This is a genomic window from Pseudomonas sp. LTJR-52, assembly GCF_003691465.1.
Lineage (GTDB): Bacteria > Pseudomonadota > Gammaproteobacteria > Pseudomonadales > Pseudomonadaceae > Chryseomonas > Chryseomonas luteola.
Genome location: NZ_CP033105.1, coordinates 1917981 through 1944046 on the forward strand (window position 1 = coordinate 1917981; position 26066 = coordinate 1944046).

General features: G+C 56.3%; 24 protein-coding genes. 17 read left to right on the plus strand and 7 right to left on the minus strand.

What is annotated here, in order from left to right; genetic code table 11:
• Nucleotides 1-228: 228 nt before the first annotated feature.
• Nucleotides 229-1842, plus strand: a complete 1614-nt coding sequence (locus tag EAW52_RS08915) for an APC family permease (protein WP_122042157.1) — start codon at nt 229-231, stop codon at nt 1840-1842.
• Nucleotides 1843-1891: 49 nt separating this feature from the next.
• Here the strand turns inward: EAW52_RS08915 and EAW52_RS08920 are convergent, their stop codons facing one another.
• From EAW52_RS08920 to EAW52_RS08930, 3 genes are all read right to left on the minus strand, one after another.
• Nucleotides 1892-2539 (minus strand): glutathione binding-like protein, encoded by a 648-nt coding sequence (locus tag EAW52_RS08920; RefSeq protein WP_074823778.1) that lies wholly within the window; start codon nt 2537-2539, stop codon nt 1892-1894.
• Nucleotides 2540-2649: 110 nt separating this feature from the next.
• The gene (locus EAW52_RS08925; RefSeq protein ID WP_010794980.1) at nt 2650-2847 is read right to left on the minus strand and encodes an SEC-C metal-binding domain-containing protein; all 198 of its coding nucleotides are present in this window, start codon (nt 2845-2847) and stop codon (nt 2650-2652) included.
• A gap of 3 nt (nt 2848-2850) precedes the next feature.
• Nucleotides 2851-3345: an LEA type 2 family protein gene (locus EAW52_RS08930; protein WP_122042158.1), complete on the minus strand. Its 495-nt coding sequence runs from the start codon at nt 3343-3345 to the stop codon at nt 2851-2853.
• A 257-nt stretch (nt 3346-3602) separates the two neighbouring features.
• Between EAW52_RS08930 and EAW52_RS08935 the strand changes: the two genes are divergently transcribed.
• Nucleotides 3603-4142, plus strand: coding sequence for a hypothetical protein (locus EAW52_RS08935; protein WP_122042159.1), 540 nt, complete (start codon nt 3603-3605; stop codon nt 4140-4142).
• An 8-nt stretch (nt 4143-4150) separates the two neighbouring features.
• Here EAW52_RS08935 and EAW52_RS08940 read toward each other — a convergent pair whose 3' ends face one another.
• The gene (locus EAW52_RS08940) at nt 4151-4624 is read right to left on the minus strand and encodes a YchJ family protein (protein WP_122042160.1); all 474 of its coding nucleotides are present in this window, start codon (nt 4622-4624) and stop codon (nt 4151-4153) included.
• 2 nt (nt 4625-4626) lie between these two features.
• Nucleotides 4627-5124 carry a DUF6231 family protein gene (locus EAW52_RS08945; RefSeq protein ID WP_122042161.1) on the minus strand — a complete coding sequence of 166 codons (498 nt, stop codon included), beginning with the start codon at nt 5122-5124 and terminating at the stop codon, nt 4627-4629.
• Between the two features lie 143 nt (nt 5125-5267).
• Here EAW52_RS08945 and EAW52_RS08950 point away from each other — a divergent pair, with 143 nt between their 5' ends.
• Nucleotides 5268-5909, plus strand: coding sequence for an OmpA family protein (locus tag EAW52_RS08950; protein WP_010794975.1), 642 nt, complete (start codon nt 5268-5270; stop codon nt 5907-5909).
• Nucleotides 5910-5965: 56 nt separating this feature from the next.
• Here the strand turns inward: EAW52_RS08950 and EAW52_RS08955 are convergent, their stop codons facing one another.
• A complete protein-coding gene (locus tag EAW52_RS08955) occupies nt 5966-8170 on the minus strand; it encodes a S8 family peptidase (RefSeq protein WP_256680767.1) in 2205 nt (734 codons plus the stop codon).
• Nucleotides 8171-8395: 225 nt separating this feature from the next.
• Here EAW52_RS08955 and EAW52_RS08960 point away from each other — a divergent pair, with 225 nt between their 5' ends.
• From EAW52_RS08960 to EAW52_RS08970, 3 genes are all read left to right on the plus strand, one after another.
• The gene (locus tag EAW52_RS08960) at nt 8396-8653 is read left to right on the plus strand and encodes a DUF1145 domain-containing protein (protein WP_122044756.1); all 258 of its coding nucleotides are present in this window, start codon (nt 8396-8398) and stop codon (nt 8651-8653) included.
• A 354-nt stretch (nt 8654-9007) separates the two neighbouring features.
• Entirely contained in the window at nt 9008-11152 is a 2145-nt protein-coding gene (dinG, locus tag EAW52_RS08965) for an ATP-dependent DNA helicase DinG (protein ID WP_074823795.1), read from the plus strand.
• Nucleotides 11153-11211: 59 nt separating this feature from the next.
• Nucleotides 11212-12369, plus strand: coding sequence for a serine hydrolase domain-containing protein (locus EAW52_RS08970; RefSeq protein WP_122042163.1), 1158 nt, complete (start codon nt 11212-11214; stop codon nt 12367-12369).
• Nucleotides 12370-12432: 63 nt separating this feature from the next.
• Here EAW52_RS08970 and EAW52_RS08975 read toward each other — a convergent pair whose 3' ends face one another.
• Nucleotides 12433-13290, minus strand: coding sequence for a formate/nitrite transporter family protein (locus EAW52_RS08975; protein WP_010794970.1), 858 nt, complete (start codon nt 13288-13290; stop codon nt 12433-12435).
• A 293-nt stretch (nt 13291-13583) separates the two neighbouring features.
• Here EAW52_RS08975 and EAW52_RS08980 point away from each other — a divergent pair, with 293 nt between their 5' ends.
• From EAW52_RS08980 to astB, 11 genes are all read left to right on the plus strand, one after another.
• Nucleotides 13584-14291 carry an OmpA family protein gene (locus EAW52_RS08980; protein ID WP_010794969.1) on the plus strand — a complete coding sequence of 236 codons (708 nt, stop codon included), beginning with the start codon at nt 13584-13586 and terminating at the stop codon, nt 14289-14291.
• A 124-nt stretch (nt 14292-14415) separates the two neighbouring features.
• Entirely contained in the window at nt 14416-15063 is a 648-nt protein-coding gene (pdxH, locus tag EAW52_RS08985) for a pyridoxamine 5'-phosphate oxidase (RefSeq protein ID WP_074823803.1), read from the plus strand.
• 29 nt (nt 15064-15092) lie between these two features.
• Nucleotides 15093-16196, plus strand: a complete 1104-nt coding sequence (locus tag EAW52_RS08990; protein WP_122042164.1) for a sugar diacid recognition domain-containing protein — start codon at nt 15093-15095, stop codon at nt 16194-16196.
• Nucleotides 16197-16330: 134 nt separating this feature from the next.
• The gene (locus EAW52_RS08995; protein WP_122042165.1) at nt 16331-17689 is read left to right on the plus strand and encodes a GntP family permease; all 1359 of its coding nucleotides are present in this window, start codon (nt 16331-16333) and stop codon (nt 17687-17689) included.
• 49 nt (nt 17690-17738) lie between these two features.
• Nucleotides 17739-18884 carry a glycerate kinase gene (locus tag EAW52_RS09000; RefSeq protein WP_122042166.1) on the plus strand — a complete coding sequence of 382 codons (1146 nt, stop codon included), beginning with the start codon at nt 17739-17741 and terminating at the stop codon, nt 18882-18884.
• Between the two features lie 188 nt (nt 18885-19072).
• Nucleotides 19073-19546, plus strand: a complete 474-nt coding sequence (locus tag EAW52_RS09005; RefSeq protein WP_010794964.1) for a glycine zipper 2TM domain-containing protein — start codon at nt 19073-19075, stop codon at nt 19544-19546.
• A 277-nt stretch (nt 19547-19823) separates the two neighbouring features.
• On the plus strand, nt 19824-21044 hold the full coding sequence (locus EAW52_RS09010; protein ID WP_122042167.1) for an aspartate aminotransferase family protein: 1221 nt from the start codon (nt 19824-19826) through the stop codon (nt 21042-21044).
• A gap of 75 nt (nt 21045-21119) precedes the next feature.
• Complete coding sequence (gene aruF, locus EAW52_RS09015; protein WP_010794962.1) at nt 21120-22136, plus strand: arginine/ornithine succinyltransferase subunit alpha; 1017 nt, start codon at nt 21120-21122, stop codon at nt 22134-22136.
• A gap of 94 nt (nt 22137-22230) precedes the next feature.
• Entirely contained in the window at nt 22231-23241 is a 1011-nt protein-coding gene (gene astA, locus EAW52_RS09020) for an arginine N-succinyltransferase (protein WP_122042168.1), read from the plus strand.
• An 11-nt stretch (nt 23242-23252) separates the two neighbouring features.
• Nucleotides 23253-24716 carry a succinylglutamate-semialdehyde dehydrogenase gene (gene astD, locus EAW52_RS09025; protein ID WP_122042169.1) on the plus strand — a complete coding sequence of 488 codons (1464 nt, stop codon included), beginning with the start codon at nt 23253-23255 and terminating at the stop codon, nt 24714-24716.
• Entirely contained in the window at nt 24713-26059 is a 1347-nt protein-coding gene (gene astB / locus EAW52_RS09030; protein WP_122042170.1) for an N-succinylarginine dihydrolase, read from the plus strand. The genes astD and astB overlap by 4 nt, the downstream gene beginning before the upstream one ends.
• The last annotated feature ends 7 nt before the right edge of the window (nt 26060-26066 follow it).

Sequence of the window (26066 nt, forward strand, 5' to 3'; positions counted from 1 at the left end):
GTTGTTATCCAGGCAAGCACTGTCCAGTCCATTCCGCCAGCGGGTGTGATTTTTCTGACCAGTGAAGCGGATCACACTTGTTTAAAAACGACATTTAATCCTTATCACGACAGAAACATTCTGACATGATTTGTCGCTTCGCCAATTGGACGGGCGACTTTTGGCCCGTTGTTGCTCTGTTCATCGGCCTTGAGTCCGTCTTTTAAGGCGCTGACCAAGGAGTACACGATGTCGAATGAGCGCGCGATCCGTCGCGATTTAGGGCCTCTGGCTTTAATGTTTACTGGGCTGGGGTCGATCATCGGATCCGGCTGGTTGTTTGGTGCCTGGCATGCTGCCCAGCTGGCAGGCCCTGGGGCTATCTATGCGTGGTTATTAGGTGCAGTGATCATTCTTTTCATCGCGCTGACCTATGCCGAGCTGGGTGCCATGTTTCCAGAGTCGGGCGGCATGGTGCGCTATGGGCACTACTCGCACGGCTCTCTGGTAGGGTTCATTGGCGGATGGGCCAATTGGATCGCGATTGTATCGGTCATCCCGGTCGAGGCAGAGGCTTCTGTTCAGTATATGGCGTCCTGGCCCTGGCAATGGGCGCAGGACCTTTACAGTGTCAGCAGCGGTCATGGCGAGTTGAGTACAACCGGTCTGATACTGGCCGCGCTCCTGGTAGTCGTGTACTTCCTGCTCAACTTTTGGGGCGTCAAGCTCTATGCCCGCAGTAACAGTGCAATCACGATATTCAAGTTAGTGGTACCGGCACTGACCGCCATAGCGCTCATGCTGTCAGGTTTTCATAGTGAGAATTTTACCGTTGGCATCACCGGCGAAGACCACTCCATCAGTATTTCGGCTGTCCTGACAGCAGTAGCCATCAGCGGCATTGTGTTCAGTTTCAATGGTTTCCAAAGTCCGGTAAATCTTGCAGGCGAGGCGCATAATCCCGGCCGTAGCGTACCCTTTGGGGTAATCGGTTCGATCATTATCGCCACGGTGATCTATCTTCTCCTCCAGGTTGCCTTTCTAGGCGCCGTTCCTCCTGAGCATCTGCACGAGGGATGGGCAGGTCTTGAATATAGCTCACCTTTTGCCCAACTGGCGCTGGCCTTGAACCTGAACTGGCTAGCCTTTCTGCTCTATGCGGACGCCTTTGTCAGCCCGAGCGGAACAGGCGCTACCTATACTGCCACCACTGCGCGGATGATCTATGGTATCCAGCGCAACGGCAGCCTGCCGGCCATGTTCGGGCATGTACATCCCAAGTTCGGGATTCCCCGCCCGGCCATGTGGCTGAACCTTGCGGTGTCCTTCATCTTCCTGTTTTTCTTCCGGGGCTGGGGCACACTGGCGGCAGTTATTTCTGTTGCCACGATCATTTCCTACCTGACCGGGCCGGTAAGTGTCATGGCATTGCGGCGGACGGCGCCTGAGCTCTATCGCCCTTTGCGAATCCGAGGGCTGTCTGTTTTAGCCGCACTGGCGTTCATTTTCGCCACTGAGCTTCTCTACTGGGCCAAGTGGCCTCGGACAGGTGAAATCATGCTGCTGATCGTGGCGGCATTGCCCATATACCTCTATTACCAGGCCAAGCAGGGGTGGAAGGGTTTCAGCCGTCATTTCTTCGGCTCGCTGTGGCTGCTGTGTTTCCTGCCGGTGTTGGCAGCGGTCTCCTGGGCGGGAAGCGACCGTTTCGGTGGCCAGGGTTATCTGCCATACGGATGGGATCTGGCGGTAGTGGCGGTGATTGGTCTGGTGTTTTTCCTGTGGGGTGTGTCGGCTGGCTGGCGCACGCCAGCGGTTGAAAAGGCGCGCTTCCACGATGATGACGGTCAGCCGCTGACGTGATCATGACAGGCGTCGGTCGCTATAGCGCTGCCGACGCCTGTTCTGGCAATCAGCTCGCCGCTGGCGGGTTTACCTTGTTGACGAGGTCATAGGCGCGGACAGTAGCGGTTCGCATGCTAATCGTCTCAAACCACCGCTTGATATTGGGATAGTCTTCCAGCTTTTGCTGTTGCCATTCGTAGGGCACAATCCACGGATAAATGGCCATGTCGGCAATGGTGTATTCCCCACCTGCCACAAAGTCCCGATCTTCCAGTCGCTTGTTCAGTACGCTGTAAAGGCGCGCGGTCTCGCTCACGTAGCGATCAATCGCATAAGGAATCTTCTCTTTGGCGAAACGCCCGAAATGGTGGTTCTGACCGGCCATAGGGCCGAGACCGCCCATTTGCCAGAATAGCCACTGCATGACCTCCTGACGTCCGCGGATATTCAGCGGGATGAATTTGCCGGTTTTTTCTGCCAGATAGAGCAGGATGGCGCCAGACTCGAACAGCGTCACGGGGCTGCCATTATCTGCCGGGTTCTGATCGACAATGGCAGGAATCTTGTTGTTGGGCGAAATCTTCAGAAAGTCTGGCGCAAACTGTTCATCCTTCATGATGTTGATGGGATGAATGCGGTAGGGCAGTTCGGCTTCCTCAAGAAACAGCGTTACTTTGTGGCCGTTGGGGGTAGTCCAGTAATAAAGATCGATCATCAAGGCTCTCCGGGGCAAAGGGTACTGCCAAAGGAGTGACCGGGCTGGACGCTTACAGTTCGAAAGGAACGATGAACGAGAACGGCCCACATCAGTGGGCCGTCATTTATTCATGAAGCGCCGTGGCACTTCTTGTATTTTTTCTCGCTTCCGCACGGGCAGGGATCGTTGCGACCGATCTCTTTGAGTGGGTTGCGAACAGGGGTAGCTGGACCATGATTGCAATGCGGCCCATGAACATGGTGATGATGGCCGTGATCGTGGTCATGATTGCAGTCAGGGCCGTGGACGTGGGGTTGCTGGTTCATTGATTACTCCGGTAAAAAATTGTTCGGTACGATCTCGCCGCTGCGCGATATATAGACGCTGCGGCCAAACATCAGACCGGTCTTCACTTCGCCAACGAGACGATAATGAACGGGCTTGTCGGTCCGTTTGATCAGTTTGACGATGTCTTTGACGTACCGCCACATATTGGTCTGCACGGGGAGGGTAAACTCCGTGCTGCCAGAGGCTGGGATCGTGAAGTTACGCCCCGTTTCGCCTTCGGCAAGGGGAATATCTTCCAGGTAGATCGCATACGTCATGCCACGAATGGGCAGATCGATATCGTTGGGGTTGTCCACCTTGAAGTGCAACAGGAATTCCTGTCCCCATAATTTGGCTTTGAGCAGGTCTACCTGGGTCAGCTGTATTTCAGGGTCTTCGTAATCCCTGGAGAACCACGTACAGCCACTGACTCCAAACAGGATCAGGACGCCTAGCGAGAGACCCAGGACTCTCCTGTTGAATGCCCGAAAAAGCATGTGACGACTCCATAACGAAGGGCAGTGGTTACAGCGCGTCGGCGCATCGAAAAATAGCTCGGTCCGATTGTTGCACAGGCGTGCCTGGCATAAGCTGGACCTTACCCAAACGCGAGCCATGCTCATTTTATTCTGAAGTCGGCAAGTGCCTGGGCCATTATGTTGTACTTATACAGGTTGAAAAACGGGCTAGCCGCTCCTCAGGCGGTAAGCAATCTACAGAACTTATAGCCCTCAAGCTAGACAGGATGATGAACATGAGCCTTTTCGAGATCGCCTTTTCCGGTGAGGTAGTGACAGGTGCTGACGAAGCGCAAGTACGTGCCAACCTGGCTCGGTTGTTCCAGGCGGACGAGAGGCGTATCGCTCAGCTGTTTTCCGGGCGCCGCGTCATTATCAAGAATAGACTGGATGCAGCCGCTGCTGAAAAATATCGGGCTGCGCTGACCCATGCCGGTGCTAGGGTTGAAGTCGTGTCAATGGTGATTGCGGAAGAGATCGACCTTGCGCCAGCTCCAGTCAGTGCCGAGAAGGCGGAGTCGGGCGCATCGTCTGTAGCGCGTCGTGTATCCGTTGCGCCGCGCGATGAGGTCATGGCAGCGTTTGTCAATGTCGATGCTCCGGACTTTGGCTTGGCACCGGTTGGAGCGGATCTGCAGGACCAGAAGGCCGAGGTCGCTCCGCCCCAGGTTGATCTGGGTAAGCTCACACTGGCACCGGTAGGAAGCGACATGGGCGAGGAAAGGCCACAGACAGCTGTCCAGGTGCCCGATACGTCTCATCTCAAACTGGTGTAGCGGCTCTACTATGGCAGGAAAGGGCCGCAACATTTCTTGAATTTGGTCGTGCTGCCACATGGGCAGGGGTCGTTGCGGCCTGCCGTCATGGGCACGGTCGGATCCAGGAAATACCAGCGCCCCTGCTGTTGAACAAACGCCGAGCGCTCCCGGTGTGCATGGTCCCCCTGCGCATCGTGCCAGCGGGCCACAAAGATAACCCAGGCGTGCTCAGGAACGCCTCCCAGAGGCTCATGGCTTTCAACCTCAAGCCCAAGCCAGGTGCTCTGGGCACTCCAGGCGCTTATGGCTGCCCTGTCCAGTCCTGCCTGTTGTGCAGGCAAGGTCGTCTCGATCAGGTAGTCGATCAACCCCAGCACATAGGCGCTGTAACGCGAGCGCATCAGCGCCTCGGCGGTAGGGGCTGAGGCACCTGAATGATAGCGGCCGCAGCAGTTGTCGAGTAGCTCGTCGCTGCCGCATGGGCAAGGAGCAGATGCCATCGTTACCACCAATATTTTCCAAAGAGTTCAGGATGGGCCCAGAAGCGGGCATTTAGCCAGTCCGGTACCTGCTTGTAATCATGCAGATCATACGTGAACAACGTCAGGGTTTGCTGATCACGCTGAAAGCGCTCGCTCTGTTGCATGGCCAGAGCATAGAAGTCCCTAGGCTGCCATTGGCTGGCGGCCAGATCGACCAGGACAGCCAGCCGACTGGCGTTAAGATTGCGGATTCCACCCAGTAGTTGCTGACCTTCACGTACGGACAGGTGTTCCAGACAGTCAGCTAGGATAGCCAGGTCATAGCGTTGGTGGGATACCGGTTCCTGTAATGATCCGGCAGGGGACTGCGTCAACTCGCAGTCAGGGTGAGCTGCCTTGAAAGCCTGCACGGCGGGTATCTCGCTGGTACTGACCATCAGCAGGCGAGTAGGGGTGTAGTGATCCAATAGCGCGGCCAAGGCCTGTTGCGGAGTACGTGACGATAATGTCGCGGTCATGTGGAACCTCGGCGGTTGTTGTGGAGACTAATCAAGCGGCACTGTCAAGATCAGGCCTGTACCGCCAGTCTGACGGAGCGGAGAAATCGATGTCCAATTCCTTTTTCGAGGTCGCTTTTTCTAGTCCTTAATAGGAGACAACAATGACGATTATAAGGACCGCTTTACCCCTCATTCTGGTGGGCAGTGTTTTAACAGGTTGCGCTGGTGTAAAGAAAACGGACTGGCCTGCGTGTGCCGCCATTGGTGGTGCCACGGGTGCGGCCGTCGGCGCCATTGAAAGCAGTAGCTATGCTGGGTGGGGCGGGCTGGTTGCCGGCGCCACGGCGGGGGCTTACTGCTATGTTCATGGGCAGGGTGAGGAGCAGGTAGCTGCTGTCGAACCGGTAACGCCTGCGCCGGCTCCCACGCCTGCACCCGAGCCGCTTCCTCGCCAAGAGACCATTGTTGTACGTGATCTGCACTTTGCCTTCGATTCGGCCGAAATCAGTCCGGCGGACCGTGCGCAGCTCGATACCGTAGCCTCCCGGTTAAGAAACGAAGCGTCCACGACACGGCTGACAATTAACGGACATACTGACAGCAAGGGTACTGAAAAGTATAACCAGCGCCTGTCTGAGCGTCGTGCAGCAGCCGTGCGTAATTACCTGGTTCAGTCGGGCGTTCCGGCGGCTAGTATCGTCTCTGTCCAAGGGCTTGGGGAAAGCCAGCCCGTGGCTACCAACGAAACGGCAGAAGGTCGTGCTACCAACCGGCGCGTAGAAATCTTAGTCGAGCGTCAGTGATTTCTTATACCCAAGGACCTCAAAAGGGTCCTTGGGTATCTGTCGGGTACGTGAAGTTAAAGGTCAATCTTAACGCTGAACGAGACGCCGCTATTCGTTTCGCCACGCTGATGATTAAATTGGTCCTGATGGAACAGGCTGACACCAAAGCCGGTACGCTTTCCCAGTTTTCCCCGGTAGCTCAACTCGATATCAGTCTGGCTACCCTGTGGCTCCAGGTTAACCACGCTACGGTTATACAACACGCTACCTTGATCTGTTCGACCAATAGGCGTGTCCAGGGAGGCACGTGCACTATGAACGCGCAGAGGCTTCGTAATGTTAAGGCCGAGCGCATCTTCTGCATTGAAGACACCTGTCTTTATGACGGACCCACCATAAGCCCGGCTTGGCAGGTTATCTATAGAGCGGAACAGAGACGTATCGCTTGCCTCTAGATGTGTTACCGCTTCTGTCAGGTGTACCTGTGTCTGTACTGAAGGAAAAGGTTTCATCGTCACACTAAGACCGGTTGCTACCGTATGGGCGGCTTTGCCCAACGCTAGCGCCCCCGTTGAAGGGCCTCCGAGCGTCATGTCTTTCTCGTCCAGAACGGTTTGCGTGATTGCTACTTCGACGCGCTTGCTGGGTGCATAAGCAAGGCGTGCAGCTATCAGCGTACCTTGGGCTTTGGCTGTCAGAGTCGAGTCGGATAGCTCACTGAAGCCTACTGAAAAGGCAAGGGTGTCAGTTAGTGTGAGACGAGTAAGGCCGAATACGTCCTCCTTAGCTAATCCTGACAAAGGCAGCTCAGCTGCCGAGCGCTCTGTTAGAAAAAGGGGGGCAGTAGTCGTACCAAGGAAGGCTTCACTGAAGGAAAACCCTTTACCAATACTGAGAGACAAGTCTTTCGTCTGGCCATCCAGGCGCCAGGCAGGCATCTGCGAGAGACGCTTGTCTTCTGCAGTATCTTCAAGAGGCGAAGTAAGGTTTTGTTCGCCTCTCAATGCAGGAGTGCTGAGGCTTGTCAGCGTCAGGCCGGGAGTCAAGCGCTGTGAAATGACATCTGGTTGAGATATGTCAGCCATACGCGCCAAGTGGCGAGATAAATCAAGCGCCAGTGTACGGTTATGACTCCATTGTGAAGCATCGACCTGAAAGTCGCGGCCTACTTCATCAAAGACTACAGCATCGCGCATGGCTGACCGTAAAACGCGGCTACTTCCCATTGCACTTGGCATAATCAGCCGCGTCGAGTTAGCTGGAACACTATTACTCGTGACAGTAACACCCGTTGCAATTCGTGTTTGACCGACAGGCGCCATGGCGCGGTCAACGCGTAAAAGACCCCAGCCGTATACGGAGTCAACGCCTTTTGCGCCTAAGTCCTCCGCAGACCTAAATAAAATATCGACCGTTTGCGCTGGAGTTAGGAAAGGCCACTTCGATAAGAGAAGTGCCGCTGCACCTGATACATGAGGCGCTGCCATGGACGTACCAGCCATGCCTAAATAGCTATTATTAGGACCGGTGGAATAAATCCATTTGCCGCCGGGGGCCATCAAAAAGCGATACTTGAACTTATCAGCTTCCTGGCATCGATAGGTGGTAAAACAGGATTCGCCAGGGATATTGGAGAAGGCCGAGCGGGCCTTGTTGCTATCCACGCTACCAACAATGACCAGGTTAGCCAGCGGAGCGCTTTGCAAAGACCAATGTTCATTCCTTAGGACCGCACCATTATTGCCTGCTGCCAGTACGGCTACTGTCTGATGGCGATAAGTGCTAATGGCGCTCAACGTCTCGGGATAGGCCAGGTCACCTGCAGTCGTAGGGCCATAGCTCATGTTAGTAACGCGCGCGCCGTCAGCTATGACCCGAGCCATGGCATTGGATGTAGACAAGCCGGCGACCCAGCCGCGGTTATCAAATACAGCTACATTGGACAGCGAGGCACGTGGCGCTACACCCATAGTGCCTTTGCCGTTCATGGCGGCTCCAATGATTCCTGCAACATGCGATCCGTGATTATCAAAAGATGTGTATTGTCCGTTCGGGCTGAGCCAGCTGCGATTAAGTCGGCCACTAAATTCCAGATGATTATAGTCAGCCAAGCCATCCAATACGCCCACGCGTAAACCTTGCCCTAGAGGCTGGTTAGTGTAAAAAGTAGGCGTTAGGCCGATTAGCTTTAAATTCCAGCTAAGCTCGTTGGCCTCTGAAAAGGGGCTCAGCAAAGCCAAAGGGGCTAGGCAGGTAAGCGAGAGTTTTTTTCTTTTCACGGTAGAACCACCAGACAAAGGATAAGCACTACGAGGATCTGTTTGTATGGCGGCCTCTCGCTCGTGACCTTAAGCCTGACGACGTTAATTTCCGACCATTGGAAGAAACAGGGAACAGACGGAAGGAAGCTACATAAATGCTTTGACGGCTTTGATCTCCATTAGGTAGTAGAATCAACATCACGTTAGTTTTTATGTTGAATACAAAGCATGTCCTCAGCCCTGATGATTATCGGTAAATTTCTTTCTCTTTTATTCTGGCTCGTTGTCATAACTAACGTGTTCCAGCCTTTTGCCTTTCCGTTCGAGGCTTTACTGAATCTTGCTGGAGTCGTGCTGTTTTGCTTGCGCGTCTTGGAGGTGCTCATGCTCAACCGGCAACTCCGTCAAAGTTCATATCCGTGGCGTAATCGTTTATGGATAGCGCTATTTGGTGTATTTCACTGGTATCGCCTACCAACACGATCAGCTCCAGGCCACTGAATAGCCGAGCTAAAACAACTATGGGTTGAAGGAGCAGACTCGGTCCAGTTGTTGGGCCTGCTCTTCCATAGCCAATCGCCTCAGTTTTCTATCATGTGATTTGCCATGGTTTGAAAACACCGTTTGTATCTTTAGGAAAAATCAAGGCTTTTTAGGTTTAACCGCTTCAGATCAGGGAGGTCGGCACCGAAAAGTCTTTTTTGCTAGTGATATAATCAGTACGTCGGCAAAAGTGCATTACGATTAGCCGCTTTCCCAAACTACTGATATTTTATACAGTGCTGTATTGCTGATAGGGTCACCTGCCGGTGGCGCCTGCTGGAAGCGTATGACGCTTCCCTGTCGAGGAACCCCATGCTTAGTGCCGAACTCAAGTCCCAGATTCAGGGGGCTTATACCCGCTTTCTCGAAGCCAAGTCGCTCAAGCCGCGCTATGGTCAGCGGCTGATGATTGCCGAGACGGCCAAAGGGCTCGGTGCGATCAAGCAGGATGACGAAGGGCGTCGCGTTGGCGATCCTGCCGTCGTGGCTGTGGAAGCCGGAACCGGTACCGGCAAGACCGTTGCCTATAGTCTCGCCGCCATTCCTGCGGCCAAGGCGGCCGGCAAGCGTCTGGTCATTGCGACGGCAACAGTGGCTCTGCAGGAGCAGATCGTCAACAAGGACCTTCCGGATATCCTGCGTAACAGTGGTCTGTCGTTCAATTTTGCCCTGGCAAAGGGGCGAGGGCGCTACCTGTGCCTGTCGCGCCTGGATCTCATGCTGCAGGAAAGCGAAGCCCAGAATACGACCGCTCAGCTGTTTGCGGATGATGGCTTTACGATCGACGTCGATGAGGCTGGTCAGAAGCTGTTTACGAAGATGATCGAGCGCTTGGCCAGTAATCGCTGGGACGGTGACCGTGACAGCTGGCCAGAAGCCATTGATGACCAACACTGGTCACGAATAACCACTGACCATACGCAGTGCACCAATCGGCACTGCCCGAATTTTCAGCAGTGCGCCTTTTTCCGTGCCCGTGAAGGCATGACCAAGGTAGACGTGATCGTTACCAACCATGATCTTGTACTGGCTGACCTTGCGCTCGGTGGCGGGGCTATTCTGCCCGACCCGCGCGATACCATTTATGTGTTTGACGAAGGCCATCACTTGCCGGACAAGGCGATCAATCACTTCGCTCACTTTACCCGCCTGCGCTCCACGGCCGAGTGGCTGGAGCAAATCGCCAAGAATCTGACCAAGCTGCTGGCTCAACATCCCTTGCCGGGCGAGCTGGGACGGCTGGTTGAGCAAGTACCCGAACTGGCCAGACAGATTCGTACCCAGCAGCAGTTCATGTTTACAGCCTGTGAGCAGCTGGCCGAGTTTCGCGCCGGCGAAGACATGGAGGGACGTGATCGGCCTCGCCATCGGTTCGTTGGTGGCCTCGTCCCAGCGGATTTAAGGGAAATGGGGACTGAGCTCAAAAAGGGCTTTGCCCAGCTGTCCGACCTGTTCACTCGTCTTACGGACCTCTTGAAAGAGGCCATGGACGGGGAGAAAAGCATTGGCATTGCAAGTTATCAGGCAGAAGAGTGGTATCCGCTGTTTGGCAGCCTGCTGGCTCGGTCCCAGGGTAATTGGGAGCTGTGGACGGCCTTTACGCTGGAAGATCCGACCGACTCACCACCCATGGCGCGCTGGCTGACATTGGTAGAGTCCGGTGCATTCCATGATATCGAGGTCAATGCCAGTCCCATCCTGGCTGCGGAAACGCTACGGCGTACGCTATGGAACGTGGCTTATGGCGCGCTGGTAACTTCCGCCACCTTGACGGCGCTGGGGACATTCGATCGTTTTCGGATGCGGGCAGGCCTGCCTCAAAGCGCCAACACGGCAATTGTGCCCAGTCCCTTCAAATATGCCGAGGCAGGGTTATTGCGCGTACCTAATCTGCAGGCGGATCCGAGAGACTCTGCGGCCCATACGGCGGCTATCGTGCGAGAGCTGCCCGATATGCTGGAAGGGGCCAAGGGGGCATTGGTGCTGTTTTCTTCCCGGCGACAGATGCAGGATGTCTTCGATGGGCTGGAGCGTGACTGGCGCCGCCGTGTACTGATCCAGGGCAACCTGTCCAAGCAGGAGACACTCAATAAACACCGCTCCCGCGTGGATGATGGCGAGCCCAGCGTATTGTTCGGTCTGGCCAGCTTTGCCGAAGGAGTCGACCTGCCCGGGGCTTATTGTGAGCACGTCGTGATTGCCAAGATTCCCTTTGCGGTGCCGGATGATCCTGTCGAGGCTGCTTTGGCCGAATGGATCGAGGCACGGGGTGGCAATCCGTTCATGGAAATCGCTGTGCCCGATGCCTCGCTGCGCCTGATCCAGGCTTGTGGACGTCTCCTGCGCACCGAGTCGGACAGCGGCACGATCAGCCTGCTGGATCGTCGTGTCGTTACGCAGCGTTATGGCAAGGCCATCCTGAGCACCTTACCGCCGTTCCGGCTGGAAGTGCAGTAGTAGAGGTCTCTTCTCGTCAGTGTGAGAGACTTGAATATGACCACGATGAGGAGACAGCTGTGCAGATCCAAGGTTATTTCGATCTGGCCTTTGAAACCGTCAGGGACCGCTTCAGTGCTCTGTTCGACGAGCCGGGGCGAGGCGTGCATACCCGCGGTGCAGCCCTGTGCGTTCAGGTGGACGGCGAAACCGTTCTGGATCTCTGGGCAGGCACGGCGGACAAGGATGCGCAGAGCGGGTGGCAGACGGACACGATACTGAATCTATTTTCCTGCACCAAAGCCTTTACTGCCGTGGCCGCCATGCAGTTGGTTCAAGAGGGCAGGCTTGAACTGGATAAACCAGTACAACACTACTGGCCGGAATTTGCGGCTGCAGGCAAGGGCGCCATTACGGTGCGCCAGTTACTGTGCCATCAGGCAGGACTGGCTGCCTTGCGTGCTCCATTGCCTGCCAGTGCGCTGTATGACTGGGACACCATGACGGCTGCCCTTGCCGCCGAAACGCCTTGGTGGACGCCAGGCGAGAGCCACGGCTATTCACCGATGACCTATGGCTGGCTGATGGGAGAACTGATTCGCCGCATTGATGGCCGCTCACCAGGGGAAGCTATTGTTGCCCGAACGGCCAGGCCGCTTGGGCTGGATTTTCATATCGGTCTGCCTGAGAGCGAAGAGTATCGGGTTGCGCATATTGCTCGAGGCAAGGGCGACATGGGGGATGCTGCCGCCCAGCGTCTCTTGAAGACCACCATGACCGACCCCCAAGCCTTGAGTACCCGTGCTTTTGCCAACCCGCCGGGCATTCTGACCAGCACCAATAAACCGGAGTGGCGCCGTTTCGAGCAGCCTGCCGCCAACGGTCATGGCAATGCGCGCTCACTGGCAGGGTTTTATGCGGGGCTGCTCGACGGTCGATTGCTGGACCAGACGGTCTTGCAGCACATGCTCACGGAACATAGTCGGGGTGACGACAGGACGCTAATGACCTCGACACGCTTCGGCCTGGGATTCATGCTGGACCAGCCTGACCACGCCAACGCAACCTATGGCCTGGGCGTGCAGGCCTTTGGTCATCCAGGTGCGGGTGGGTCTATCGGGTTCGCCGACCCTGAGCGCAGGGTAGCATTTGGTTTCGCCACCAACACATTGGGACCTTATATTCTCATGGACCCGCGAGCTCAGCAGCTGGCAGAAGCCGTTGGGCAATGCCTCTGACATCAGGATAGGATGGATTGACCGGCAGGGGTGGCCGGTCAATCCGCTATGCACTTCAACTTATCAGTCGTTCACGGCCTTGAGTGTGGGTGTTGTGGGTGCAAGATCCGCCTGGGTCTTTTGTAGCGCTGACGCCAGATCGGCCGTCGCTTGCGCAGATGCAGGGCGATAGGCCAGAAAATAGGCCAACCCTACAAAGCCGGCGCCACCCACAGCATTACCCAGGAAAACCGCTACCAGGTTGGGCAGACATTGGGCCCAGGTAGCCTGGCCTGCAAAGATAGCGGCTGGAATGATAAACATGTTGGCAACCACATGCTGAAAACCGATGGCAACAAAGGCCATGACGGGAAACCACATGCCCACGACTTTACCTACCACATCCTTGCTGGCAAACGCGATCCAGACGCCCAGACAGACGAGCCAGTTGCATCCGATACCGGAAACGAAGGCGTGAAGGAAGTCGGCGTTCATCTTTGCCTGCGCAATGGCAACGGTCTTGCCCAGGAATGCACCCTCGGTGAGACCCAGCATATGACCGAAGAAGTACGCGACAGCCAGGCTGCCGACAAAGTTGGCAAGCGTGACCCATAGCCAGTTGCGAATCACCCCCATCGTGCTGATACCGCCTGCAAAACGTGCCAGAGGAAGCAGCAGCATATTGCCCGTCAGTAACTCACCGCCTGCCAGCACGGTCATGATCAGGCCGACCGGGAAAACCGCTGCGCCAACGAAGCCTGCAAACGAGCCCCATTCGGCGGGCATGGTGCCAATAACGTGAATATCGAGAAGAAAACCAGTCGCAATGAACGCGCCGGCCATAACGCCAAGAATGAATAGGGTAGGAATGGAAAGCCGATTTTTGGCAATACCAGCCTGTATCGCCAGTGTTGCGATTTCTTTAGGTGTATTTATAGACATGAGTGTACGCAAGGGAGGACAAATTGACGCGCCCAGCGTAGTGATGGCCAATGGCAATTTCAATAGCGAGCTATCTATCGTTTGATAAGCACCGTCTATGACGTGATACCCTTGCCGCCCTCGTTCACCTGACCGTTTCGCCACTGAGTCTACTCAACCGCTTGTCGGTTGATACAAAAGGACAACGTACACCCCTTGCGAAATAATCAGTTAAAGACACAATCTAAGAAACCACTTTAACTTTGCCTGTCGGTGCCGATTCGGCGGGCTTGCGCCTGATGGGATAAAAACGCATGAAGCTGCTCAAGACTACTACTGTCGTTCTCTGCATGAGCGTTTCCGCCTGCAGTTATTTTCACAAGGAAAGCGACGTTGCCACTGCCAAGGAGCCAGTCCCCCAGGCGAAGGTAGAAACGCAAAAGACCGAAACCCAGGCGAAAGCGGACGGCGGACATTGGTGGTGGCCGTTTGGCAAGAGCGACAAGACTGTAACCGAGGCAAAGGCTCAAGCGAAAGCCCAAGAGATAACAGTCAGCAAGGACTGGCTGGATCAGCATGAAAAAACGATCCGCGAAGCCATCGCCGGTAGCAAGATGCAAATGGAGCGTAGAGAGGACGGCTTACTGCTGATCGCCAACGTTGACGACTCCTTCAACCCTGATCGTGCTGAGATGCTTCTGCCATCCATGCTCGGCCCGCTGGGCCGTACCGCCAAGCTGGTATTCAAGGATGACCAGAGCGCCGTCATTGTGCTGGGACACACGGATAGCACTGGTTCCAAGGCGGTTAATGACCAGCTCAGTCTCGGCCGCGCCAAGGCGGTAGCCTCCATCTTTCGTCTGAGCGGGCTTAATGGCAATCGTCTGGTCGTTCGTGGTCTGAGCGATACCCAGCCGCGTGCAGCAAACGACAATGCCGAAGGGCGCGCTCAGAACCGTCGTGTTGAGGTCCTTATCCAGCCACGTACAGTGGTATTGGCCTCTCTGCAAAGCAAGCGCTGAGTCAGTAAAGGCATCCGGAACCGTTTGGTTTCGGATGCCAATTCGCCATATACCTGGCATGAGTCAAGCAACCTGGCGCATGACTGGGTAAGCTGTAAGTTCCATTCCCAATCAGGAGCTTGCCATGACCCAGACGCTGGCTGACATGCGTCGTGATTACACCCGCGACGGATTGACCGAAGCGCAGGCGCCCGCCGAGCCATTTGCCTTATTTGGCCAATGGTTTGAGGATGCTGTTAAAACCGAGCAGCCCCCTGTAGAAGCCAATGCCATGGTACTGGCAACGGTTGATGCCGAGCAGCAACCCCATTGTCGTGTACTTCTACTCAAGGGTGTAGACGCCAAGGGGTTCGTGTTTTACACCAATTACGAAAGTGCCAAGGGGCAGCAGCTCGCTGGGCAGCCCAGGGCCGCCATGACCTTTTTCTGGCCCACACTTGAGCGTCAGGTGCGAATCGAGGGTGTGGTCGAGCGCGTAAGCCCTGAAGAGTCCGACGCATACTACCGTGTCCGTCCGTTGGGTAGTCGGTTGGGCGCCTGGGCTTCGCCGCAGAGCCAGGTGCTGGGCGGTCGGGAAGAACTTGAGACGAAAGTGGCTGAAGTGCAGGCACGCTTTGCCCATGAGGAGCCACCGCGCCCGCCACATTGGGGAGGCTATCGGCTGATTCCCGAGCGGGTCGAGTTCTGGCAGGGCCGCTCCAGCCGTTTGCATGATCGGCTCGATTACCGCCGTGAAGGAGAGGGCTGGAAGCGCCAGCGTTTGGCTCCTTAAACAGTGCTCATGTAAAGGAAGGGATTGCCGTGATTGAACTTGATTCAACCCTTGCGCAACACATTGTGGATCGCTCCATGGCAATCCTTCCCTACAACGTCAATGTGATGGATGCGCAGGGCATGATTATCGGCAGCGGTGATCCCTTGCGATTGCATACCCGTCACGAAGGCGCTCAGCTGGTGTTGGCCAACAGTCGAGTCGTCGAGATCGACGATCAGGCCGCCTCCTGCCTGCGAGGTGTGAAGCCGGGGGTTAACATGCCACTGCTCTATGCCGAGCGGTTGATCGGGGTCCTCGGTATCACGGGTAGGCCCGAGGTTGTCAGGCCATATGCCGAACTGGTCCGCATGGCGGCCGAAATGTTGGTGGAGCAGCGACAATCGCATCTGGAGCGTCATTGGCAGCGGCATCGACTGGACAGCTGGATCGGCCAATTGCTGGACCCTTCGGTAAGCCTGAACACGCTTTCTGTTGAGGCTGAGCGACAGCAGGTACCCCTGAGCTGGCCACGTCAGGTATGCCTTATCGAGCTGAATGAAGCCTCAGACTCCCGTTCGGCCAAGGCGTTGAGCGCCATGTTGTCTGCCAATCTGGAGAGTTTTTGCGCCCCCGTCGGTATGCAGGAATGGTTCTGGTGTCGTCCGCTCGGGCGGCCTCATGAAGAACAACTCTGGCTTGATCAGGCAAAGGCCAAGGGGCTGAACGTATTACGCGTTACAGCATCGGGTCCGCTGGAAAGTCTGGTTGACTTGCGAGAGGCCTGCCAATCACTGCGCTTGCTGCAAGCCTATGCCCGTGCGTGCCTGCCTGATGTGCGGCTACTCAAGCTGGATGAGCACCGGCTGACGGCACTGCTTTACAGCCAGCGGCAGAGCTGGCTTTTGCAAGGGTGGCTCGATCCCTTGAAGCGGCTGTTTGCGCAGGATGAAAATGGCGTGTTACGAGAAACCTTGCAGGCGTGGTGCGAGCACCATGGGCAGGCATCTGCCTGTGCCGCGTCCTTGAATATCCATCGGAATACGTTGCGCTATCGTCTCGAGCGTATCTGTGAGCTGACTGGACTCAGCCACGATATGCTGGGGCAGTGGCTTTACCTGTCGCTGGGAATCAGTCTGCTGGAATGCGCCTGATTGTGCAGATGCACAATATATACGGTGAAGTCAGGTGCTTATCTTGTGCTTGTGTACCAAGCGAAACTCATTGAACTGATAGCACAATAAGCTCATCCACAGTTATCCGATCACAATAACAACCGGAGCCTGTCATGAGCCTCGTCCTTATTCTGGTGGCGTTGATAGCATTCATCGTCGTGACCACCACACGCTTCAAGCTTCATCCATTTCTGGCCTTGCTCCTGGCGGCTTTTCTCGCCGGTTTCGCCTACCAGGTGCCTGTCGGCGATATCACCAAAACCCTTACAACGGGCTTTGGCAGCATCCTGGGATACATCGGTATCGTCATTGTGCTAGGCACAATTATCGGTGTGATTCTGGAGCGTAGCGGCGCGGCCATAACCATGGCGGAAACCGTGATTCGTGTACTCGGCGAGCGTTTTCCCACCCTGACGTTGTCCATCATCGGTTACTTGGTTTCGATACCCGTATTCTGCGATTCCGGTTATGTGATCCTCAATTCGCTGAAAAATGCGCTGGCTGCTCGTATGAAGGTCTCCCTGATCTCCATGAGTGTAGCCCTGGCGACTGGCCTCTATGCTACGCATACCTTTGTGCCACCTACACCGGGGCCGATTGCGGCTGCGGGTAATCTAGGGCTCGATGCAAGCCTCGGACTGGTTATCGGTGTTGGCCTTATCGTGTCATTCGTAACGGCCATGGCGGGGCTGTGGTGGGCCAACCGCTTCCTGGGTAAGGACATCCCGCTGGTTGATGATGGTACGCCGATGCCTTCCCAGGAAGATTTCACAGCATTACGGGAAAGTTATGGTGTGCTTCCCAGTGCCTGGCAGGCCTTTGCCCCGATTTTTGCTCCCATTGGATTGATTTGCCTGGGGTCAATCGCTGCCTTTCCCAGCAAGCCTTTCGGAGAAGGGGCGGTGTTGACGCTGTTGGGTTTTATTGGGCAACCCGTCCCGGCGCTGCTGGTAGGCCTAGTGCTGGCCTGTTCGCTGCTCAAGAGCAATGACAAGCGCCAGGAGTTTCAGAATCATGTGGCCGAAGGCATCTTGTCAGCGGCTCCCATCTTGCTTATTACCGGCGCTGGTGGGGCGTTTGGTGCCGTGCTCAAAGTCACTCCACTGGGCGATTACCTTGGCAGCACGCTTTCCGCCTTGGGGATTGGGCTGTTTATGCCATTCGTAGTGTCCGCCGCCCTGAAAACAGCCCAGGGTTCGACTACGGTTGCGCTGGTGACAACGTCTGCCTTGGTAGCACCGCTGCTGGGGCAGCTGGGGCTCGACAGTGAGATGGGGCGTGTATTGACCGTAATGGCGATCGGCGCTGGAGCGATGACGGTTTCACATGCCAACGACAGCTTTTTCTGGGTTGTGACTCAATTCAGCCGTATGAGCGTAGCCACGGCATACCGTGCCCAGACACTCGCTACCTTGGTTCAAGGGCTTACCGGGATGGCCACAGTATGGCTTTTAAGTCTTTTCCTGCTGTAACGAGCAGCCATACCCATCGACAGGCGAACCGTCAGCCGGGAGAACATTGATGAAACTCGTAATCGCACCTGATTCGTTCAAGGAAAGCCTGAGCGCACCCGAGGTTGCCCAGGCTATTGCAGAGGGTTGGAGAGCGGTTTTTCCCTCCGCCACTATCGAACTCAAACCCATGGCCGACGGAGGAGAGGGCACGGTCGAGGCCTTGCTGGCTGCAACCGGAGGAGAGCGTCGTGAGCTGACCGTGCAGGGGCCGCTGGGGCAGCCGGTATTGGCTCACTGGGGATGGCTGGGCGAGGGGACAGCCGTGATCGAGATGGCGGCTGCCAGCGGCTTGCACTGGGTGCCAAAAGCGCAGCGGGATGCCAGACGGGCCAGTAGCTACGGTACCGGTGAGTTGATCCGCGCTGCGCTGGATGCTGGAGCTCGACGAATTATTCTGGGGTTGGGTGGCAGCGCTACGAATGATGGCGGTGCGGGGTTGCTGAACGCCTTGGGAGTCAAGTTCCTGGATAAACATGGTCAGCCTTTGCCGCCAGGGGGTGCTGCGTTAGCCGAACTAGTCCGTATTGAGCTGAACGGTCTGGATAAGCGTCTTGCTACCGTTCAGATCGATGTGGCTGCCGATGTCGATAACCCCTTGTGTGGCTCTCATGGTGCCTCCCATGTCTTTGGCCCTCAGAAGGGCGCAACGCCTGAGGATGTCGCTGTGCTGGATGCAGCACTTGGGCATTACGCTCAGGTTGCAGCTCAAGTACTCGGGGAAGATCACAGTTGTTTTCCAGGAGTGGGAGCGGCAGGGGGGCTGGGTTTTGCTGCTAGGGCCTTTCTTCAGGCGCATTTTCGATCGGGTGTCGAGCTGGTTGCAGAAGTTTCCGGGCTGGCAGAGGCGCTCCGGGACGCGGATCTAGTCATTACCGGAGAGGGGCAACTGGATTACCAAAGCCTGCATGGCAAGACGCCCATAGGAGTTGCCAGGGTCGCCCGTGAGGCTGATGTGCCTGTCATTGCATTGGTGGGTAGCTTGGGTGCGCACTACCAGCAGGTATATGAGGCAGGAATTGAGGCAGCATTCAGTCTGGTGCCTGGCCCTGTCACGCTGGAGCAGGCCTGTCGGACCGCCGCACAGGAGCTGCGCGCGCGCGCAACCGACCTTGCTCGTGTCTGGCGTCTGGCCCGGCAATCACGCGAGGGTTGAACAGGATGAGTCGTCCTATTTCAGGTAAAGCAAGCGAAGCGGATGAACGAAAGCTGTCTGGATCAAAAGATTCAACCGTTTGCCTTGAGGCCATATGAGAGGATTATAAAAGCTGAACATTCCTGTAAGGCGGAGGGTCCACCATAGGGTTCCGCCGAGAACAGCCCTGTAGGAACTGGAGTTGAATGATGAACAAGACCACTCAAATTATTACTGCACTGACTGCCTCCGCGCTGCTGGCCGGGTGCGTATCCAGCCAGACCGGTGACGTGTACTCACGCGATGAGGCTCGTCAGGTTCAGACCGTACGCATGGGGACCATCACAGCCTTGCGCCCCGTTAAGATTGAAGGAACCAAGACCCCCATCGGCGCAGGTGCCGGTGCGGCAGTGGGTGGTATCGCCGGCAGTGGCGTAGGTGGCGGTCGGGGTAGCTATGTCGCCGCTATCGTGGGCGCCGTAGCAGGCGGCCTGCTTGGTGCCGCTACCGAAGAAGGTTTTACTCGTGCCAACGGGGTAGAAGTGACGGTACGTGAAGACGACGGCAGTACACGTGCCTATGTACAGGAAGTCAGCAAGGGAGAGGTATTCCGGGTAGGCGAGCGCGTACGCATCGTGACGGTAAACGGCACCAGCCGTGTAGCACCTAATTCTGCCCAGTAAGATCCAGTGGCCGCAGAAAGCGTTTCTGCGGCCACTATTTCAGCGTTTCACTCATTGTTGCCTAGCTGTGCATTAAAGATGAGCATCTACTGATGCTTCCCGCATCTCTCCGTACACCCTAGACTGCGTATTGCCGATGTTTTCTGTCGCATATCTGTAAGCCGCTCCGCTGGCTGGTTGTGCGCTGTAAATAGTTGTCGCATAGCGGCAATGCCCGGCGTGATCTACTCCCTACAATCCTTCCATCGCTAGCCCACAACAGGCAGGAGAATTTTCGATGTCTGCTCCGCAGTTCTCGGTGCAACGCACCGACTTCGACCAGATCATGGTGCCCAACTATGCGCCCGCCGCATTCATTCCCGTCCGAGGCGAAGGTTCACGCATCTGGGACCAGGCCGGGCGTGAGCTGATCGACTTCTCCGGCGGCATTGCGGTTAACGCACTGGGGCACGGTCATCCCGCCCTGATGCAGGCCTTGATGGAGCAGGCTAACAAGCTCTGGCATGTATCCAACATCTACACCAACGAGCCTGCATTACGCATGGCTCGCAAGCTGGTTGAAGCTACCTTTGCCGACCGGGTGTTTTTTGCCAACTCCGGCGCAGAAGCCAACGAGGCTGCGTTCAAGCTTGCCCGTCGTTACGGGCATGACGTCAGTGGCGGAAGCCGTTATGAAATCATTGCTGCAACCAACAGCTTTCATGGCCGCACACTGTTTACGGTAAGCGTGGGCGGGCAACCCAAGTATTCCGAAGGATTTGGTCCAAAGATCGAAGGTATCACCCATGTGCCTTATAACGATCTGGACGCGCTCAAGGCGGCCGTCTCCGAAAAGACCTGCGCGGTCGTGCTCGAGCCTATCCAGGGCGAGGGTGGCGTACTGCCGGGTGACCAGGCGTATCTGCAAGGCGCACGTGACCTGTGCGACCAATATGGGGCACTGCTTGTATTCGATGAGGTGCAGAGTGGGGTAGGCCGTACCGGCCACCTTTATGCCTACATGCACTACGGCATCACACCTGATGTCCTGACCACAGCCAAGAGCATTGGTGGCGGCTTCCCGTTGGCGGCAATGCTGACAACTGACAAGCTGGCGGCACATCTTTCGGTAGGCACTCACGGCAGCACCTACGGTGGTAACCCTCTCGGCTGTGCTATCGGTTCCGCTCTGCTGGACGTAGTCAACACGCCTGAGGTTTTAGAGGGTGTGAAGACTCGTCATAACCGTTTCCGTACCGCGCTTGAGGCCATGGGCAGCAAGTACGGCATCTTTTCCGGTGTTCGCGGGATGGGCCTGCTGATTGGCGCTCCGCTGAGCGAGCCCTGGAAAGGTCGGGCGAAGGAAGTGCTGACGGCAGCCAACGAGGAGTCGCTGATGGTGCTTCAGGCCGGTCCGGATGTCATCCGCTTTGCTCCCAGTCTGGTCATCAGCGAGGCTGACATTGATGAAGGCCTGGCGCGACTGGAGCGCGCTGTGGCCCGCATTACCCAGGCTTGAGCCTGAACGTGGCGCAGGGAGGCGCCACGGTATTCAAGAGCGATTTCAATTAGAAAAATTAGAAGGAGTGACTTCATGCTGGTGATGCGACCTGCTCGGGCAGCTGATTTGCCCCATGTGCAGCATCTGGCCGCGGACAGTCCGGTAGGTGTCACCTCTTTGCCGGATGACATCGAGCGGCTCAAGGAAAAGATCCGGGTTTCAGAAGCCTCTTTTGCCGCCGAAGTAAGCTTCAATGGCGAGGAAAGTTATTTCTTCGTTCTGGAGGATTCAGACACGGGGCGTCTGGTTGGCTGTTCAGCCATCATTGCCACGGCTGGCTTTTCCGAACCGTTTTACAGCTTTCGCAACGAGACCTTTATCCATGCCTCGCGTGAGCTCAAGATTCACAATAAGACGCATGTGCTTTCACTCTGCCATGACCTGACGGGCAACAGTGTGCTGAGCAGCTTCTACATCGATCGTGATTTTCTGGATACCCCTATAGCCGAGCTCAATTCTCGGGGTCGATTGATGTTCATGGCTGGCCATCCCGAGCGATTTGCCGAGTCTGTCGTGGTCGAAATCGTAGGCATGAGTGACGAGCAGGGCGATTCGCCGTTCTGGGACTCAGTAGGCCGTCACTTCTTTGATGTGAGCTATGCCGAAGCGGAGCGCATCTGCGGTGCCAAGAGTCGCACTTTTTTGGCGGAGCTGATGCCGATCTATCCGATCTATGTGCCGTTGTTGACAGATGCCGCCCAAGAGGCCATTGGCCAGGTTCATCCACGTGCGCAGATCACTTTCGATATCCTGACCCGCGAAGGCTTCGAAACTGACAATTACGTCGATATTTTCGATGGCGGTCCGACGTTGCATGCGCGTACCAACAACATCCGTTCGATGGCAGGGAGTCATGTGGTCGCGGTGGAGGTGCAGGATGCGGTCGACGGCAACCGTGCCTATCTGATCAGTAATGATCTGCTACAGGACTTCCGTGCCATTGTTCACGAGCTCGATTGGGAGCCAGGAGCGCCGGCAGTTCTGTCGAGTGCCGCCGCCGCCGCGCTCAACGTCAAGGCTGGCGATACCGTACGGCTCGTCGCTGTTTAACCATGATACGTGCTGTCGTCATGAGAGTAGTGCGTGCCCAGGGCACGTCAGACGCAGGCGCGGCGAAGCGCCGGCCTGGGTCATCGGAGGGAATATGATCATTCGTCCTGTCACCCGCGCGGATCTGCCCGCGCTAATCGAGCTTGCGCGCACTACAGGCGCTGGGCTTACCACCTTGCCTGCCAGTGAAGAGCGTCTGGCTCACCGGGTGGAATGGGCTGAAAAAACCTTCCGCGGCGACGTCGAGCGTGCCGATGCGGATTATCTCTTCGTACTCGAGCAGGACGACGGCACCGTTATCGGTATTTCCGGTATTGCCGGCGCCGTAGGTCTACGTGAGCCCTGGTACAATTACCGGGTGGGGCTGACAGTCAGTGCCTCTCGCGAACTCAATATCCATCAGCAGATTCCCACGCTGTTCATGGCCAATGACCTGACCGGTAATTCGGAGCTCTGCTCGTTATTTCTGCACGCAGGCCATCGTAACGGATTGAACGGCCGTCTGTTGTCCAAGGCGCGCTTTCTGTTCATCGCCGAGTTCCGCTCGTTGTTCTCAGATAAGCTGATCGCAGAAATGCGTGGGGTGTCGGACAGCCGAGGACTTTCGCCTTTCTGGGAAAACCTAGGGCGTAACTTCTTCAAGATGGAGTTTTCTCAAGCGGATTACCTGACCGGTGTGGGCAATAAGTCATTCATTGCCGAACTCATGCCCAAGTTTCCGCTTTACACGTGTTTCCTCTCAGAAGAAGCACGTGCTGTCATTGGCCGCGTCCATCCTGATACCGAGCCTGCACTTCGCATGCTCAATGCAGAAGGGTTTGCCTACCAGGGGTATGTGGACATCTTCGACGCGGGCCCGGCGATTGAATGCGAAACCGACAAGGTTCGTGCCATTCGGAATAGCCAGATACTCGTTTTGTCCATCGGCACGCCGGGCGAAGATGCCCAGCCCTATGTAATTCACAACCGTAAGCGAGAAGGCTGCCGGATTACCGCTGCACCTGCACGGGTAGCCTCTGGAACACTGGTGGTTGACCCTGTTACGGCGAGAAGGCTGCAGCTGTCTGCTGGCGCTCAGGTCCGCGCAGTGTCAGTAGCGCCCTAGGAGAAAACGACATGAGTACGCATTACATTGGCGGTCAATGGCTGGCTGGCGAAGGCGCCGAATTCACTTCGCTCAACCCTGTCGGGCAAGCCGTGATCTGGCGTGGAAACGAAGCCTCTGACAAGCAGGTATCGGACGCTATAGCCGCTGCTCGCGCCGCTTTTCCTGCATGGGCTCGCAAGCCGCTGGACGAGCGTATCAAGGTGCTCGAAGCCTTTGCAGCAACACTCAAGACGCGTAGTCAGGAACTGGCCAATACCATTGGTGTGGAAACCGGCAAGCCTCTTTGGGAAGCTGCGACAGAAGTCACCAGTATGATGAACAAGGTGGCCATCTCGGTTCAGGCCTACCATGAGCGCACGGGTGAAAAGGCGGGCGTCTTGGGCGAGGCTAAAACGCGGCTACGACACAAGCCCCATGGTGTTGTTGCGGTATTTGGTCCTTATAACTTCCCAGGCCACTTACCCAATGGGCATATCGTGCCGGCTTTGCTGGCAGGAAATACTGTTGTTTTCAAGCCCAGTGAGATGACGCCTGCTGTCGCCGAGCTGACGGTCAAGTGCTGGATCGAGGCGGGGTTACCGGAAGGTGTACTCAACCTGGTGCAAGGGGCTCGTGCTACTGGTGTTGCCTTGGCTGCGCAGCCTGATATCGATGGGCTGTTCTTTACGGGGTCAAGCCGGACGGGCGCCTTGCTCTATCAACAGTTTGCTGGTGCTCCCCACAAGATCCTGGCGCTTGAAATGGGAGGGAATAATCCGCTGGTGGTCGACACGGTCGATCAGATCGATGCAGCGGTCTATACGATTGTACAGTCTGCCTTCATTTCGGCCGGGCAACGCTGCACTTGTGCACGCCGTCTGTTAGTACCGAATACGGAGCAGGGCGACATCATTCTGGAGCGTCTGGTACAGGCAGCGGCCAGGCTGCAAGTAGGGCGGTTTGATGAAGAGCCTGCTCCTTTCCTGGGGGCTGTGATCTCTCTGGACGCTGCCCGCCAGCTACTTGAAGCACAAGAGCGTTTCCTGGCCAAGGGTGCAATGCCGCTACTGACCATGACTCAGCCCAACGCTGAGAGCGCTTTGCTCACGCCTGGCATTCTGGATGTGACCAGCGTTGCCGATCGTCCTGACGAGGAGTTCTTCGGGCCGTTGCTGCAAGTCATTCGCTACGAGAGCTTCGACGAGGCTGTACGCGAGGCTAACACTACCCGCTTTGGCCTGGCGGCAGGCTTGCTCTCGTCATCCAGCGCGAGGTACGAACAATTCCTGATCGAGTCGCGCGCGGGCATTGTCAATTGGAACAGGCCTTTGACAGGTGCTGCCAGCAGTGCTCCCTTTGGCGGTATAGGCGCTTCCGGCAATCATCGTCCCAGCGCTTATTATGCGGCGGACTACTGCGCTTATCCGGTCGCCTCGCTGGAAGCCGACACGCTTGATTTACCGGCAACATTGTTGCCTGGAGTCCATCTATGAACGCTTATGAAGTCAATTTTGACGGATTGGTCGGCCCGACCCATAACTATGGTGGGCTTTCCTATGGAAACGTAGCCTCTCAAAGCAATGGGCAGCTCACTTCGAATCCTCGCGAAGCCGCTCGCCAGGGGCTGGCCAAAATGAAAGCGTTGATGGAGCTCGGCTTCAAACAGGGCGTATTCGCGCCTCAGGAGCGTCCCCACGTTGCTGCGTTGCGCCAGCTGGGCTTCACCGGGACAGATGCTCAGGTCATAGAGCGCGCCGCCAGGGAAGCCTTACCGCTGCTTGCCTCGGTCAGCTCAGCTTCTTCAATGTGGACGGCCAATGCCGCTACCATCAGTCCTAGCGCAGATACGGCAGATGGACGGGTGCACTTCACGGCAGCCAACCTGAACAGTAAGTTTCATCGTAGCATCGAGCACCCTACGACCAGTCGTGTACTGGCAGCCATGTTTCGTGATGAAACGCATTTTGCGCATCATACGGCCTTGCCGGCCGTAAACCAGTTTGGTGATGAAGGGGCTGCCAACCACACGCGTTTCTGCCGCGACTATGACGAGGCTGGCGTAGAGTTCTTCGTGTTTGGTCGGAGTGCTTTCGACAACCGCTACCCGGCGCCGCAGCGTTATCCGGCGCGTCAAACCCTGGAAGCCTCCCAGGCCATAGCGCGGCTGCATGGACTGACGGAAGAGGGTGTGGTCTATGCTCAGCAGAATCCTGAAGTCATCGACCAGGGGGTCTTCCACAATGACGTGATCGCGGTGGGCAATGCTGAAGTATTGTTCTATCACGAGGATGCTTTCCTCGAAAGCGATCGCGTGCTCAAGGAGTTGACCGACAAGCTGGCTCGACGTGGCGGAACGCTGCGCGCCGTATGCGTACCCCGTAGTCAGGTAAGCGTCAATGACGCGGTACGGTCTTACCTGTTCAATAGCCAATTGCTGCTCAAGCCGGATGGCCAGACACTACTGATCGTGCCTGAAGAGTGCCGCCAGAATGCTCAGGTGTGGACATATCTGGATCAGCTCGTCAAAAGTGATGGGCCTATCCGCGAGGTTAAGGTATTCGACCTCAAACAGAGCATGCAGAACGGTGGGGGGCCCGCTTGTCTACGGCTACGTGTAGCGCTGAAGCAGGCAGAGCTTGAAGCCGTCAATCCTGGTGTGCTGATGACGCCCGAGCTCTATACACGACTGGTAACCTGGGTAGATACTCACTACCGGGATCGCCTTAACGTATCTGATCTGGCTGATCCACAGCTACTATTCGAGTGCCGAACAGCCCTGGATGAGCTTACACAAATCTTGAAGCTGGGTTCGGTTTATCCATTCCAGATCGATTGAGTACAGA